Annotated in this window: 10 protein-coding genes; 3 read left to right on the top strand and 7 right to left on the bottom strand. The window is 70.5% G+C overall.

From position 1 onward, the window contains the following. The 5 genes from ffh to nsdA form a co-directional block, all read right to left on the bottom strand. Positions 1 to 1,551, bottom strand: a complete 1,551-nt coding sequence (ffh, locus tag AC0699_RS15420; protein ID WP_478660065.1) for a signal recognition particle protein — start codon at positions 1,549 to 1,551, stop codon at positions 1 to 3. A gap of 110 nt (positions 1,552 to 1,661) precedes the next feature. Continuing rightward, positions 1,662 to 4,115, bottom strand: a complete 2,454-nt coding sequence (locus AC0699_RS15415) for a [protein-PII] uridylyltransferase (RefSeq protein ID WP_478660063.1) — start codon at positions 4,113 to 4,115, stop codon at positions 1,662 to 1,664. Between the two features lie 14 nt (positions 4,116 to 4,129). Next, a complete protein-coding gene (locus tag AC0699_RS15410; RefSeq protein ID WP_242330074.1) occupies positions 4,130 to 4,468 on the bottom strand; it encodes a P-II family nitrogen regulator in 339 nt (112 codons plus the stop codon). Continuing rightward, positions 4,465 to 5,820 (bottom strand): ammonium transporter, encoded by a 1,356-nt coding sequence (locus tag AC0699_RS15405; protein ID WP_478660061.1) that lies wholly within the window; start codon positions 5,818 to 5,820, stop codon positions 4,465 to 4,467. The genes AC0699_RS15410 and AC0699_RS15405 overlap by 4 nt, the downstream gene beginning before the upstream one ends. Before the next feature lie 355 nt (positions 5,821 to 6,175). Beyond that, the gene (nsdA, locus tag AC0699_RS15400) at positions 6,176 to 7,651 is read right to left on the bottom strand and encodes a transcriptional repressor NsdA (protein ID WP_478660059.1); all 1,476 of its coding nucleotides are present in this window, start codon (positions 7,649 to 7,651) and stop codon (positions 6,176 to 6,178) included. Between the two features lie 428 nt (positions 7,652 to 8,079). Here nsdA and AC0699_RS15395 point away from each other — a divergent pair, with 428 nt between their 5' ends. Then, the gene (locus tag AC0699_RS15395; protein WP_478660057.1) at positions 8,080 to 8,745 is read left to right on the top strand and encodes a bifunctional DNA primase/polymerase; all 666 of its coding nucleotides are present in this window, start codon (positions 8,080 to 8,082) and stop codon (positions 8,743 to 8,745) included. A 223-nt stretch (positions 8,746 to 8,968) separates the two neighbouring features. On the opposite strand, the gene ftsY is transcribed toward AC0699_RS15395, so the two are convergent. Beyond that, on the bottom strand, positions 8,969 to 10,192 hold the full coding sequence (gene ftsY / locus AC0699_RS15390) for a signal recognition particle-docking protein FtsY (protein WP_478660055.1): 1,224 nt from the start codon (positions 10,190 to 10,192) through the stop codon (positions 8,969 to 8,971). 261 nt (positions 10,193 to 10,453) lie between these two features. Here ftsY and AC0699_RS15385 point away from each other — a divergent pair, with 261 nt between their 5' ends. After that, positions 10,454 to 10,741, top strand: a complete 288-nt coding sequence (locus tag AC0699_RS15385; protein WP_478660053.1) for a hypothetical protein — start codon at positions 10,454 to 10,456, stop codon at positions 10,739 to 10,741. A 59-nt stretch (positions 10,742 to 10,800) separates the two neighbouring features. After that, complete coding sequence (locus AC0699_RS15380; protein ID WP_478660051.1) at positions 10,801 to 11,772, top strand: LLM class flavin-dependent oxidoreductase; 972 nt, start codon at positions 10,801 to 10,803, stop codon at positions 11,770 to 11,772. Positions 11,773 to 11,812: 40 nt separating this feature from the next. On the opposite strand, the gene AC0699_RS15375 is transcribed toward AC0699_RS15380, so the two are convergent. Beyond that, the gene (locus tag AC0699_RS15375) at positions 11,813 to 13,237 is read right to left on the bottom strand and encodes a sugar porter family MFS transporter (RefSeq protein ID WP_478660049.1); all 1,425 of its coding nucleotides are present in this window, start codon (positions 13,235 to 13,237) and stop codon (positions 11,813 to 11,815) included. Between the last annotated feature and the right edge of the window lie 15 nt (positions 13,238 to 13,252).

The raw sequence follows: 13,252 nt of genomic DNA, 5'->3' as shown, positions 1-13,252 counted from the left end.
TCAGCCCATGAACTTCTTGAACTCCTCCGGGAGCTCGAAGCCCTTGCCGCCGTCCGCTGCCGGAAGGCCGAACGCGCCACCCTGGGCGGCCTGTTCACGGCGGGCCGCGGCCGCCTGCTCCTCGGCCTTGCGCTTCATCGGGTTACCGCTCTTGCGCTTGCCCTTGGCCTGCTTCTGCTGCTTCTTCTGGCGTCCGGGGCCACCGCCCATGCCCGGGATCCCCGGCATTCCCGGCATTCCGCCGCCCTGCGCCATGCGCGACATCATCTTGCGTGCCTCGAAGAACCGCTCGACCAGGCTCTTCACGGCGCTGACGTCGACACCGGAGCCCTTGGCGATACGGGCGCGGCGCGAGCCGTTGATGATCGTCGGCTCCTGGCGCTCGGCCGGGGTCATCGACTTGATGATCGCGGCCGTGCGGTCGACGTCACGCTCGTCGATGTTGTTGATCTGGTCCTTGATCTGACCCATGCCGGGCAGCATGCCGAGCAGCTTGGAGATGGAGCCCATCTTCCTGACCTGCTCCATCTGCGCCAGGAAGTCGTCGAGCGTGAAGTCCTTGCCCTTGCTGCTCGCCAGCTTGGAGGCCATCTTGGCGGCCTCTTCCTGGCTGAAGGTCTGCTCGGCCTTCTCGATGAGCGAGAGCATGTCGCCCATGCCGAGGATGCGGGACGCCATGCGGTCCGGGTGGAACGCGTCGAAGTCGTCCAGCTTCTCGCCGTTGGAGGCGAACATGATCTGCTTGCCGGTGACGTGCGCGATGGAGAGCGCGGCACCACCGCGGGCGTCGCCGTCCAGCTTGGACAGCACCACACCGTCGAAGCCGACGCCGTCGCGGAAGGCCTCCGCCGTGTTGACGGCGTCCTGACCGATCATCGCGTCGACGACGAAGAGGACCTCGTCGGGGCTGACCGCGTCACGGATGTCCGCGGCCTGCTGCATCATCTCCTGGTCGATGCCGAGGCGGCCGGCGGTGTCGACGATGACGATGTCGTGGACCTTCGTCTTCGCGTACTCGATCGACTCCTTGGCGACCTGGACGGGGTCGCCCACGCCGTTGCCCGGCTGCGGGCCGAAGAAGGCGACGCCCGCGCGCTCGGCGACCACGCCGAGCTGGGTGACGGCGTTGGGGCGCTGGAGGTCACAGGCGACGAGCAGCGGGGAGTGGCCCTGGCCCTTGAGCCAGAGACCGAGCTTTCCGGCCAGGGTCGTCTTACCGGCACCCTGCAGACCCGCGAGCATGATCACGGTCGGCGGCTGCTTGGAGAAGCGCAGCCGGCGGGTCTCGCCGCCGAGGATGCCGATGAGCTCCTCGTTGACGATCTTGATGACCTGCTGGGCCGGGTTCAGCGCCTGGGACACCTCGGAGCCCAGCGCGCGCTCCTTGACCTGCTTGATGAAGGCACGCACGACGGGCAGCGCCACGTCCGCCTCGAGCAGCGCGATACGGATCTCGCGCGCCGTGGCGTCGATGTCCGCCTCGGACAGGCGGCCCTTGCCCCGGAGGTTCTTGAATGTCGCTGCAAGGCGGTCGGAGAGGGTGTCGAACACGGCGGTCGCGGATCCTCAGGTCTCGGGGGCGGGCGGACAGATGTCTCCCAAGGGTATCCGCACGTGTGGGATGGGGTCTGCCCCCTGTCCACCCGCCCGCTCGGGGCCCGTCACCCGCGCAGGGTCGCTTCGAGCGTGCGGGCCACGTCAGCGGCCTCCCCGGACGGCAGTGGAGCCCCTTCGGGGCCTGTGACGTAGAACGCATCCACGGCATTGGCACCGAGCGTGGACACATGTGCGCTGCGTACCCGGACCGCCGCGGATTCGAGGGCGTGACCGATGCGGTGCAGCAGCCCGGGAGCGTCCTGGGCGCGGACCTCGATCACGGTGGCGAGCCGGGAGGCGGCCGGGGCGACGGTGACCCGGGGCGGCGGTGCCTGGGCGCCTCTCCGGCGCGGATAGGCGGCTTCGCGCTCGGCCAGTCTGGCCGGGATGTCCAGCGAGCCGTCGAGGGCGCGCACGAGATCGACGCGGAGCCGGGCGGCCTGCGGCAGCGAGCCGTACGCGGCCGCGACCCGCCAGTTCAGTACGAGTACGGCCCCGGGCCCCACCTCGCCGGGCAGCTCGATGGCGCGCAGGTCGGCCGCGCGGACGGTGAGCCGGTGCAGGGCGAGGACGCCGGCGACGGCGGGCAGCACGCCCGGCTGGTCGGGCACGGCGATGAGCAGCTCCACGCCGACCGGTTCCGGTTCGCCCTCCGGCTGCGGGGTCTCGGCCTGCGCGTGCAGGGCGAGCACGGGTCCCCCCGTGCGCAGCGCCTCGATGGCGAGCCGCTCCTGCTCGGCGCTCGGGGCCGCGGGCTCCGGTTCGGCGGGGGCCTCGCCCGCGAGCACGCCGGCGACGCGTTTCACCAGGTCGGCGACGAGCGAACCGCGCCAGGACGACCACGCGGCGGGCCCAGTGGCGAGCGCGTCGGCCTCGGTGAGGGCGTGCAGCAGCTCCAGAGTGCTCAGCGATCCGACGACCGAGGCGACCGATCGCACGGTCGCGGGGTCGTCGAGATCGCGCCGGGTCGCGGTCTCGATAAGCAGCAGGTGATGGCGTACGAGGGTGGCGATGACGCCCACATCGTGTTTGTCGAAGCCGATCCGGGTGGCGACGTCGCGGGCGATGATCTCCCCGGCGACCGAGTGGTCGCCCGGCCAGCCCTTGCCGATGTCGTGGAGCAGGGCCGCGACGAGCAGCAGGTCGGGGCGGCCGACGCGGCGGGTGAGGGCGGAGGCACGGACGGCGGCCTCGACGAGGTGGCGGTCGACGGTCCAGGTGTGCACGGGGTTGCGCTGCGGACGGCACCGCACGCGCTCCCAGTCCGGCAGCAGCCGGGTGATCAGACCCTCGGCCTCCAGGGCCTCCCATACGGCGACGGTGGACTCGCCTGCGCCGAGGAGGGTGACGAGCTCCTCCCGCGCGTCGGCGGGCCAGGGCACGGGCATCGGCTTGGCGGCCGCGGCGAGGTGGCGTACGGCGTGCAGGGAGACCGGCAGGCCGGACTGGGCCGCGGCGGCAGCCGCGCGCAGGGGCAGCACCGGGTCGCGCTCCGGCCTGGCGGTGCGGGCGAGGACGACCTCGCCGTCCATCTCGACGACGCCCTCGGCGAGCGGGGTGCGCTCGGGCTCCGGACGCCGTCCGGCGCCGAGCATGGTGCGCAGGCGCGGCCGTACGGACCGGGCCTTGAGTACCCGGTTCACCTCGCGCCAGGTGACGTCGGAGGCGTACGAGACGGTCCGCGCGGCCTCGTACACCTGCCGCAGCAGTGCGTCGGCGTCCAGCAGGCCGAGTTCGCCGGCGACCTGTTCCTGTTCCTGGAGAGCGAGCCGGTCGGTGGCCCGGCCCGTCGTGAGGTGCAGCGCGTCGCGGGTGTCGAGGAGCACCCGGCGCGCCTCCGTGAGCCCTTCGCGGGGGGCGTCGGCGAGCCAGGACGCGGCGACGGCGCGCAGGGCGGTGGCGTCACGCAGCCCGCCGCGGGCCTCCTTGAGGTCCGGCTCCAGCAGGAACTGCAGCTCACCCTGCCGTTCGGCCCGCTCACGACAGAGCTCGTCGAGTTCCGGGAGGCGTTTGGGCGCCTGGTTGCGCCAGTCGGCGAGGACGGCGGTACGCAGTCCGGCGACCAGCCCGAGGTCGCCGGCGACGGCGCGGGCGTCGAGCAGCCCGAGCTGCACCTTGAGGTCCTCACCTGCGGTTCCGCGGGCCTCGGCGGGGGTGCGGACGGAGTGGTCGAGAGCGAGGCCGAGGTCCCAGACCGGGTACCAGATCCGGTCGGCCAGGGACGCGATCGCTCCGGCGTCGGCGCTGCCGTCGTGGAGCAGGAGCAGATCGAGATCGCTGCGCGGGGAGAGTTCCCCGCGTCCGAATCCGCCGACGGCGACGAGTGCGGCGCCGCGCACGCCGGTGCTCTCCGCCGCGGCGGAGAACAGCGCCGAGAGCCAGTCGTCGGTCAGCCGGGCCAGGGCGGCACGGCGCGGCGGCCCGGACTGCGCCTTCTCCTGGAGGAGGCGCAGCCGGGCCGCCGCATAGCCGCTGGGTCCCGAGTCTTCGGTTTCCGTGGTCACATCGAGGCTCGTCACCCAGCAACTCCTGTCTACAGCGCGTCCGGGCCGCGTTCGCCGGTCCGTACCCGGACCGCGGTCTCGACCGGCACGCTCCACACCTTGCCGTCTCCGATCTTGCCGGTCCTGGCGGCCTTCACCACCACGTCGATGAGCTGTTCGGCGTCATCGTCCTCGACCAGGACCTCGATACGGATCTTGGGGACGAGGTCGACGGTGTACTCGGCGCCGCGGTAGACCTCGGTGTGGCCGCGCTGCCGTCCGTAGCCGCTGGCCTCGGTGACCGTGAGCCCCTGGATCCCGAAGGCCTGCAAGGCCTCCTTGATCTCGTCCAGGCGGTGCGGCTTGACGACTGCGGTGATGAGCTTCATGCGTCCACCTTCTTGGTCTTCGGTGCTGCTGCCACGGTGTCGACGGGGGCGGGGGCTGCCTTGCGGGATCCGGCCCCGCCGCCCGCTCCGCTGAAGTCGTACGCGGTCTCGGCGTGCTCGACCTGGTCGATGCCGGAGATCTCGTCGTCCTCGGTGACCCGCATACCGATCGTCTTGTCGAGGACGAAGGCGAGGATCGCGGAGACGATCAGAGAGTAGGCGAGGACCGCGAAGACACCGACGGCCTGCTTGCCGAGCTGGTCGAATCCGCCACCGTAGAAGAGGCCCTTGGCGTCGGACTGGACGCCGCCGGTGGCGAAGAAGCCGACCAGGAGCGAGCCGACGACACCGCCGACGAGGTGGACGCCGACCACGTCGAGCGAGTCGTCGTAGCCGAACTTGTACTTGAGGCCGACGGCCATGGCGCACAGCAGACCGGCAATGGCGCCGATGCCGATCGCGCCGAGCGGGGAGCAGGAGCCGCCGGACGGGGTGATGGCGACGAGGCCCGCGACCGCACCGGAGGCGGCGCCGAGGGTGGTGAAGGAGCCGTGGCGGATCTTCTCGTAGACGAGCCAGGCGAGCATCGCGGCGGCGGTGGCGACCTGGGTGTTGACGAACATGACCGCGCCGACGCCGTCGTCGTTGCCGAGCCAGGAGCCGGCGTTGAAGCCGAACCAGCCGAACCACAGCAGACCCGCGCCGAGCATCACCAGCGGCAGGCTGTGCGGACGCATCGGGTCCTTCTTGAAGCCGACGCGCTTGCCGATCACGAGGATCACGCCGAGCGCCGCGGCACCTGCGTTGATGTGGACGGCGGTACCGCCGGCGAAGTCGATGACGCCCAGCTCGAAGAGCCAGCCGCCCGCGCCCCAGACCCAGTGCGCGACCGGGAAGTAGACGACGGTGACCCACAGCGTGATGAACAGGACCCAGGCGGTGAACTTCACCCGGTCCGCCAGCGCGCCGCTGATCAGCGCGGGCGTGATGATCGCGAACATCAGCTGGAAGACGGCGAAGACGTACACCGGGATGGTGTAGCCGTCCCAGAGCTGGGTGATCCCGATGCCGCTGAGTCCGACGTAGTCGGAGGACCAGCCGATGAGGGAGCCGGAGTCGGTGCCGAAGGCGAGGCTGAAGCCGAACAGCACCCACAGGATCGTGACGATCCCGAGGCTGATGAAGCTCATCATCAGCATGTTGAGGGTGCTCTTGACGCGGACCATGCCTCCGTAGAAGAAGGCCAGGCCCGGTGTCATGAGCATCACCAGCGCGGAGCAGATGAGCATGAACCCGGTGTTGGCGGCAGACAGCGTGGGTGCGTCTGCGGCAAGCGTGATGCCTGGGGGCATCGGCGTCTCCTCGTCGTCGTACGGCCTGTGCGGGGCGGGAGCCTGGGCGGCTGGGCAACCGGTTCGGCTGATCCGGTGCGGCTGCCTCTTGGAGTCGGCCGGTTATGCGCCATGAGGTTGGCGCGCCGCGGTTTCCGCCGATGCCGCACGATGTTTCGCCGCAGTGACGAAGAGGTCGGGCGTGTTACGCGCCGATGAACTGGAGGGTCACGGGAACATCACGCGCGTACCCTCTGCGGACAGCGCGGGCGAGTACGCCGGCCGGTCGCGACGGTCACCCGACTGACCTGGCGTGGGGGGCCGAGTCGGGCTGTTCGGGGTGACCGTCGCGCCGGGGTCCCGGGGGACGGCCGGATCAGACCGCTTCGGCGGTCTCCGGCAGCTGCGCGGTGAGCAGATCGGTGAGATGGGCGACCTCGGCGACGTCGCCGAAGTCCCTGGCCGCCGTGTCGACGGTCTTGCGCAGCCGGGTGTTGACCCGCTCGGAGCGGACCCGCTTGGCGATGTGCAGCGCCTGCTCGGCAAGGCGCGTGGACTGTTCGGGCTCCCTCTTCAGCAGATGCACCGTGGCCATGCCGATCAGGTTCAGTGCATACGAGCGCTGGTGCTCGTCGTCCTCGCCGAAGAGGTCGACGGCACGCTCCATGACGGGCTCGGCGAGCGAGGCGTACGTGGGGCTGCGGCCTGCGACATAGGCGAGGTCGCGGTACGAGTGGGCGTTCTCCCCGTTGAGCTCGGCCTCGGAGAAGAAGCGGATCCAGTCGGGCTCGGGCTCGTCGGCTTCGAGCGCGTCGGCGAAGGTGTCCTCGGCCATGCGGACGGCCCGCTTGGTCTTGCTGGGCTGGCCCATGTTCGCGTACGCGCGGGCCTCCATCGCATACAGCATCGACTGGGTGCGCGGGGTCGCGCAGTCGCGGCTGCCGTACTGCGCGAGGTGGATGAGCTCCAGGGCGTCGTCGGGCCGGCCGAGGTGGATCATCTGGCGGCTCATGGAGGAGAGGATGTACGAGCCGAGCGGCTTGTCCCCGGCCTCCTTGGCGGCGTGCAGCGCCAGGACGAAGTACTTCTGAGCGGTGGGCTGCAGGCCCACGTCGTAGCTCATCCAGCCGGCCAGCTCGGCCAGTTCGGCGGAGCACTTGTACAGCCGCTTGGCGGTGGCCTCGGGCTGTGACTCCTGAAGCAGGTCGGTCACTTCGTGGAGCTGTCCGACGACCGCTTTGCGGCGCAGTCCGCCGCCGCACTGGGCGTCCCACTGGCGGAACATCGCGGTGGTGGACTCCAGCAGGTCCAGCTCCGGCTTGGAGAGCCGGGAGGGGCGGCGGACGGCCGCGGCGGACTCCGGGGGGCCCGGGTCCGCGGGCGGGGCAGGCACCAGCCAGCGCTGCATCGGCTCGATGAGGGCGGGCCCGGCGGACAGCGCGAGCGAGGTCCCGAGGAAGCCGCGCCGGGCCAGCATCAGATCACTGCGCGAGAACTCGCTGAGCAGGGCGACGGTCTGCGGCCCCGCCCAGGGGAGATCGACTCCGGACACCGAGGGTGACTGGTGTGCCGTGCGCAGCCCGAGGTCCTCGATGGCGACGACGCTGCCGAAGCGCTCGGAGAACAGCTCGCTGAGGATGCGCGGGATCGGCTCGCGCGGCTGCTCGCCGTCGAGCCACCTGCGTACGCGCGAAGTGTCGGTGCTGATGTGGTGCGCGCCCATCTGGCGTGCCCTGCGGTTCACTTGCCGTGCGAGCTCGCCCTTCGACCAGCCGCTGCGCAGGAACCACGAGCCCAGCTGCTCGTTCGGGCGCTTGCCGGCGTTCGTACCGCCTGCGCCGCTGCCGTCCACTGGAACGCCCCCATCCACTGATGTTTCCGATGCGCGAACCCGTATCAGAATGCCGCGAGTTACGGCCCTGTGTCTGGATGTCGCGCCCATCGAACAAGAAACCGAGTTGCCTCAGGCATACCCACGGGCGCGAAGAATTCCCCGGGTTCGTGTACTGAAAGTAATCCTACGATCACTGGTGCTGCCATGGCGATTCCAGAAACGCCACCATTCGCCACCCCTGCGCATGAACCCGCCTCAGGCCAGGCGCGATTCACTTGACCTACGACGATCAGGAGTCGGGTGGAGCGTTGCGCGCCAGGGCGCGCGGACCCGGACGCACCACCCGGAACAACACTGTGCGCCGGCGAGGCGGAACGACGGCGACGGTGTGTCACCGGCAGACTCCAGGTCGTAACCACCGGCGAGCTTCACACGTTGGAGGGGGCATGGGCTTCACGATCGGCGGCAGCCGGGGGGTCCGGGAGATCCGGCCCGGCTCATGGCGTCGCGGCCGCGCGACAGAGTGCACAGCGGTGGCCGAGTACACAGGGCTGTGGGGCTGGGACGTCGTCCCGGGCGCGAGGGCGTCGGCCGGCCGGTGCTCCTGCGGTGACTCCTCGTGCACAGCTCCGGGGGCGCATCCGCTGGACTTCGCGTCCGAGGTGCCGGCGGGCGCCACGCTCGACGAGGTGACGAAGACGTGGGCGGAGGTGCCGGGAGCCTCGATCCTGCTGCCCGTGGGCCGCGGCTTCGAGATCCTGGACGTCGCCGAGCCGGCCGGACTGCGCGCCCTGGTCCGGCTGGAGCGGATGGGCCTCCCACTGGGCCCCGTGAGCGCGACGCCGACGGGCCGCGCCCAGTTCTTCGTGGCCCCCGGGGCAGCGTCCGAGCTCCCCGAGCTCCTGTACCGCATGGGCTGGGACGACGCGGACCTCGACCTGCACTGCCTGGGCCGCGGCGCGCACATCACGGCCCCGCCCTCCGACCACGCCGGCCTGGGCCCTGCCCGCTGGCTCCGCCCCCCGACCCTCGACACCGCGTGCGCCCCGCCCCAGGCCCGCCTTCTGCTGGGCACCCTGGCGTACATCTGCCACCGCTCGACAGCGGCGTGACCCTCCCACCCGTCCGCCCGTGAACGCGGGGGTGCGCGGCACCCCACGCCCCTCGACCGCGAGCCCTGCGGGCCGCGCAACGTCTCGGCCCCCGCCGCACCACGTGCGGCGGGGGCCGAGAGGTCAGGGGCCCGGGGGCAGAACCCCCAGGTCTCCCCGGTCGTTTCCCTAGGGCCTGTCCGTGGATCAGGCTGGAGCCCAGCAAGATCCACCCGGACAGGGCCTAGTCTCCGATCAGGGCGTCGACGAACGCTTCCGGTTCGAACGGCGCCAGGTCGTCCGGACCCTCGCCGAGGCCGACGAGCTTGACCGGAACGCCGAGTTCACGCTGGACGGCGACGACGATGCCGCCCTTGGCGGTGCCGTCGAGCTTGGTGAGGACGATGCCGGTGATGTCGACCACTTCGGCGAAGACGCGGGCCTGGACCAGGCCGTTCTGACCGGTCGTGGCGTCGAGGACGAGGAGGACCTCGTCCAGCGGGCCGTGCTTCTCGACGACGCGCTTGACCTTGCCGAGCTCGTCCATGAGGCCCGTCTTCGTGTGCAGCCGGCCCGCCGTGTCGATGAGGACGACGTCCGCGCCCTCCGCGATGCCCTCCTTGACCGCGTCGTACGCGACCGAGGCCGGGTCCCCGTTCTCCGGACCGCGGACCGTGCGCGCGCCGACCCGGTCGCCCCAGGTCTGCAGCTGATCCGTCGCGGCGGCGCGGAACGTGTCGGCCGCGCCGAGGACCACCGACTTGCCGTCGGCGACCAGCACCCGCGCCAGCTTGCCCGTCGTCGTGGTCTTGCCGGTGCCGTTGACGCCGACGACCATGACGATTCCCGGGGTGTCCAGATCGCTCTCCGTGTTCACGACCCGGTCGAAGTCGGTGCCGACGAGGTTCAGCAGCTCCTCGCGGAGCAGCCGCCGCAGCTCCTGCGGGGTACGCGTCCCCAGCACCTTCACGCGCTCACGCAGGTGCTCCACCAGCTCCTGCGTCGGAGCGACACCGACGTCCGCGGTGAGGAGCGTGTCCTCGATCTCCTCCCACGTCTCGTCGTCGAGATGCTCCCGCGACAACAGCGTGAGCAGACCCTTGCCCAGCGTGTTCTGCGAGCGGGCCAGCCGCGCGCGCAGCCGTACGAGACGGCCCGCGGTCGGCTCCGGGATCTCGATCGCGGGAGCCTCCGGCTCCGCGACGACCGGGTCCTCGACGGCGGCCGGGGTCTCGACGGCCTCCTCCGCCGTGGGGAGGTCGACCTCCTCGATGGTGCGGCGTGGTTCTTCCCGCGGTGTCTCCGCCTCCTCGCCGACATGCGGCTCGGCGGGCGGAGCTGTGATGGTCGGCGTACTGGACGGCGCCGAGGGCGGCAGCTGCTTCTTCTTGCGGCTGCTGACCACGAGCCCGCTGATCACGCCGACCGCGACCAGAGCGATGACTACGGCAAGGATGAGGAATTCCATAACGCAGACCAGTATGCGTGACCTCTGGTAGGACGGTTTCATTTCCCACAGCGAGGGCGCTTGTGCCCTGCGGGCCGGGCTGGTCCGTCGCCAGGCCCGCAGGGCGGCGAGAAGCCCTTCGGGGCGGAGTCACAACCCACCCGGTATCGGCGATTTTCTCGGGTGGCGTTCGGTGTGCGCAGCGCACCCGGGGTTGGATCAGCCCATGGCGTGGGCCGATCCAACCGCTGTCGATACGGGTGCTCACTTTTCAGGCTTTTCGTGTCAAACGTACGATGGCTGAGGTCCGGCCGCGCCACAAGCCCGGCCCCCACTACTCCCCCACCCTCGTACGGAGCCTTTTCTCCCCTGCTGCTCGGTCTGCTCCTCACCAAGGCCGACTGGTTCGCGGGCCCGCCGGCTTCGTCCTGGGTCGGCGTGAACGGCCTGGTCCGGGCGGCGACGATCGTCGCCGCGGCGGCGACGTATGCCGTGCTGCCGCAGTCGAAGGCCATGAAGCCCGCCACCGAGCCCGTGGAAGAGCACGAGCCCGCGACTGTTTCCATCTGACGCCACGTCAGCTAACGTCCCCCTCCGCTACCGGCACCCGGCGGAGGGGGACGTCTCGCATGGCCTTCACAGTCGTACGGTTCAACCTCGTCGACCCCGCGGCGACACCCGAGTCCCTGGCGGCCCGCTACCGGGCCGCCCTCGAGATGGCGGCGTACGCCGACGACCGCGGCGTCGACACGGTCCAGACCGAGGAGCACCACGGCGCCGCCAACAACTGGCTGCCGTCCCCCTTCGCCTTCGCGGGCGCGGTCTTCGGTGCGACCCGCCGGATCGCGGTCACCGTCTCCGCGGTCATCGGCCCGCTGCACGATCCGCTGCGGCTCGCCGAGGACATCGCCGTACTCGATCTGCTGAGCAAGGGACGGCTGGTCACGGTCGCGGGCATCGGCTACCGGCCCGAGGAGTACGCCGCGCACGGCGTCGACTGGAAGCGGCGCGGCGCGCTCCAGGACGAACTGCTGGACACCCTGCTCGCAGCGTGGACCGGCGAGGAGTTCGCCCATCAGGGGCGTACGGTCCGGGTCACCCCGCGTCCGTACACCCAGCCGCACCCGATGCTGCTGGTCGGAGGCTCCTCGAAACCGGCGGCCCGTCGCGCCGCCCGGCTCGGTCTGCCGTTCTTCCCGAGCGCGCACCTGCCCGAACTGGAGGCGTACTACCACCAGCTGCGCGAGGAGTACGGGACGGACGGCTTCTGCATGATGCCGGCGGCGAAGACACCCCTGCTGCACATCGCGGAGGACCCGGACCGGACATGGGCGCAGTACGGGGAGCACTTCCTGCACGAGGCGCGGACGTACGCCTCCTGGCAGTCCAGGGACATCCGTTCGGCCGTGAAATCGGCGGCGACGACCGTGGCGGAGCTCCGGGCGGAGGGCGTGTACCGGGTGGTGACACCGGACGAGTGCGTGTCCCTGGGCGCCGACAGTCTCGTACTGCATCCGCTGTGCGGCGGGATGCCGGTCGACGAGGGCTGGCGCAGCGTCCATCTCTTCTGCGAACAGGTACTGGCCCGGCTCCAGGACTGAGCCGGGGCAGTTCCGGGTGCGAGGAGAGGGGCAGCGGGGATTAGCCCATCTCCTCCAACGCCTTGCCCTTCGTCTCCGGCACCCACTTGAGGATGAACGGAATCGAGAGCACGGCGAAGCATGTGTAGATGACGTAGGCGCCCGACAGGTTCCAGTCCGAGAGGGACGGGAAGGTCACGGTGATCAGCCAGTTGGCGATCCACTGGGCCGAGGCGGCGACACCCAGCGCGGCGGCGCGGATCTTGCCGGGGAACATCTCGCCGAGCAGCACCCACACCACGACACCCCAGGACAGGGCGAAGAACAGCACGAAGAAGTTGGCGGCGAAGAGGGCGACCGTGCCCTGAAGGCTGGGCAGCGAGACCACGCCGCCGGTCTCGGTCTTGTACGAGAACGCCCAGGCGGCCAGGCCCAGCGAGATCGCCATGCCGGCGGAGCCGATGAGCGCGAGCGGCTTGCGGCCGATCCGGTCGACGAGGAGCATCGCGATCACCGTGCCGGCGATGTTCACGATGGACGTCTCGAAGGAGTAGAGGAACGAGCTCTCGGGGTTGATGCCGACCGACTGCCACAGCGAGGAGCTGTAGTAGAAGATCACGTTGATGCCGACCAGCTGCTGGAAGACGGAGAGGCCGATGCCGATCCAGACGATCGGCAGGAAGAGGAACTTGCCACCCAGCAGGTCCTTGAACGAGGGCTTCTGCTCGTGCCGCATGTTCTGCTCGATCTCGGCGACCCGGGTGTCCAGGTTGACCTGCTTGCCCTCGACGTCGCGGAGCACCTTGCGGGCCTGGTCGACTCGGCCGACGGAGATCAGATAGCGCGGCGACTCGGGGATGACGAAGGAGAGCAGTCCGTAGATCAGGGCCGGGACGACCATGACGCCGAGCATCCACTGCCAGGCCTCGAAGCCGCCGATCTTGCCGCGCTGGTCACCGCCCGCGAGGCTGAGGATGCCGAAGTTGACCAGCTGCGAGACGGCGATTCCGGTGACGATGGCGGCCTGCTGGAAGGAGGCGAGGCGGCCGCGGTACACGGGCGGGGAGACCTCGGCGATGTAGGCCGGGGCGATGACCGAGGCCATACCGATGGCGATGCCCCCGATGACACGCCACATGGCGAGGTCCCAGAGGGCGAACGGCATCGCGGAACCGAGCGCACTCGCGATGAACAGCACGGCGGCGATCTGCATGACGCGGATCCGGCCGATGCGGTCGGCGATCCGGCCGGCGGTCGCGGCGCCGATGGCGCAGCCGATCAGCGCGGCAGCGATGACCTGGGCCAGAGCCTCGGAACTGACCTCGAAGCGATCCCGGATCGCCACGACAGCTCCGTTGATCACCGCGCTGTCGTAGCCGAACAGGAAGCCGCCCATCGCGGCCGCGGCCGCGATGAAGATGACGTGGCTGAGGTGTTCCGGCCGGGCCTTACGGCCTTCCGGCGACACCTGCTCTGTGCTGGTCACGTGTACTCCTGGGGC

It is taken from the genome of Streptomyces sp. NPDC043870 (assembly GCF_056435785.1).
Note: the sequence above shows the minus strand (reverse complement) of the source record. Positions and strands in the feature narration are given on the sequence as shown.

Excerpts from the sequence above, each read along its gene's own strand:
- AC0699_RS15410 (WP_242330074.1), bottom strand. The coding sequence starts at position 4,468 with ATGAAGCTCATCACCGCAGTCGTCAAGCCGCACCGCCTGGACGAGATC.
- AC0699_RS15405 (WP_478660061.1), bottom strand. The coding sequence starts at position 5,820 with ATGCCCCCAGGCATCACGCTTGCCGCAGACGCACCCACGCTGTCTGCC.
- AC0699_RS15395 (WP_478660057.1), top strand. The coding sequence starts at position 8,080 with ATGGGCTTCACGATCGGCGGCAGCCGGGGGGTCCGGGAGATCCGGCCC.
- ftsY (WP_478660055.1), bottom strand. The coding sequence starts at position 10,192 with ATGGAATTCCTCATCCTTGCCGTAGTCATCGCTCTGGTCGCGGTCGGC.
- AC0699_RS15380 (WP_478660051.1), top strand. The coding sequence starts at position 10,801 with ATGGCCTTCACAGTCGTACGGTTCAACCTCGTCGACCCCGCGGCGACA.